The 1,314-nt window shown below is 65.4% G+C and carries 2 protein-coding genes; both read right to left on the reverse strand.

Going from position 1 to position 1,314, the window contains the following annotated elements:
• On the reverse strand, positions 1-682 hold a 682-nt coding region (locus tag AC1DYI_RS35885; RefSeq protein ID WP_477208857.1), incomplete at its 3' end, for a porin.
• A gap of 113 nt (positions 683-795) precedes the next feature.
• Positions 796-1,314, reverse strand: a 519-nt coding sequence (locus tag AC1DYI_RS35890) for an N-formylglutamate amidohydrolase (RefSeq protein WP_477208858.1), incomplete at its 5' end; no start/stop codon positions are given.

Below are 1,314 nucleotides of genomic sequence, written 5' to 3' on the forward strand. Positions count from 1 at the left end.
GCCATTTGTCGTCGAACTCGTTGTCGGCCAGGCCACCGGGTCGCATGTCCTTGCCGAAGCCGAGCGCCGCCTTGAAGGCGCCGGCCGAGTAGTTCAAGCCCACGTCAAGGGACTTGGCACCGTTCTCGACGTCAGGCGTGGCAGGTGCGCCGCGCAGATAGCCGCGCACGCGAAGGTTGAAGCCGTTCCACGTGGGGCTCAGGTAGCCCAGCGAGTTTGACGTGCGATTACGCGCGTTGAGCATCGACGTGCCGATGGCCGTGGCGCCCGCGTCGTTGGCGGCGAAGCTGGTGATGGCCGTCACCTGGGAGTACAGCGGAGAGCCTGTCGGGTTGGCCGAGTCCAGCCGCCCGAGGGCCACGGTGCCGAAGCCGCTGCCCAGCGCCACATACGCGTTTCGGTACGCGGGCGTGGTCGAAGCGCCGGTGTCCGCATTGAGGCCCATCTCCAGCCCGAACTGGGCCTTCATGTCATAGCCGAGATCTTCTGTGCCGCGAAAACCAAGCCGAGAGGCGTTGTCGGTCAGCTGTTTCTGCTTGTCGGCATCGCCGGTCTTGACGATGTTGGCCGACAGAACGATGCGCCCGTAGATGCTGACGCCCTGTGCCCAGGCCGGCGCTTGAGCGAGCGCCAATGCGGCCGAGGCCATCGCGGTGAGGGAGTGGGTCCTGAAGGTATGCATGAAATCCTCGTTGCTGGCGGTTGAAGAAGGCGTCACGTTTCGGCACGGCTGCGCCCTGCCGAGCAGCAAACGCTCGGCAAAGAAAGGTGCAAAAGGGGCGAGTTAGGACGGACTCAGCGCTGCAGTGGCTGGCCCACGCGGAGACTGGTGGCGAGGCTTTGCGCCAACTCGCCGACCAATAGCCGGAGATCACCCACCAGCCGGCTGTAGCCCGCGGTCTTCACGAACGCGGCCTCGTCCATGTAGAGGGCGCGGTTGAGCTCGATCTGCACGCTGTGCCGCCCTTCGGACGGCACGCCGTGGCGGCGTATCAGCTCGGCCCCTTGGTAAGGGTCGTTCACGCCCACCCGGTACCCCATGGCACCGAGGGTTGCCGCGATCCATTGCGTCAACAAGGGGCTGGCACACCGCCCATTGAGATCGCTGACGACGATGTCCGGCCTGACCTGACCCACGTCGTCGTTCATGGCATTGCCCACCGACTTCATCGAGTGGCAGTTGACGTGCAGCACGAACCCGTGCCGCTCGTGCGCGGCGTTGATCAACGAGGCCAGCTTCGCGTGGTACGGGTCGTAGCAATGGCGCAGCCGGTGTTCGATGTCTGCCAGTGCCAGCGGCCGGTCGTACAGGGG

This window comes from Ideonella sp. P3_A4 (assembly GCF_056403075.1).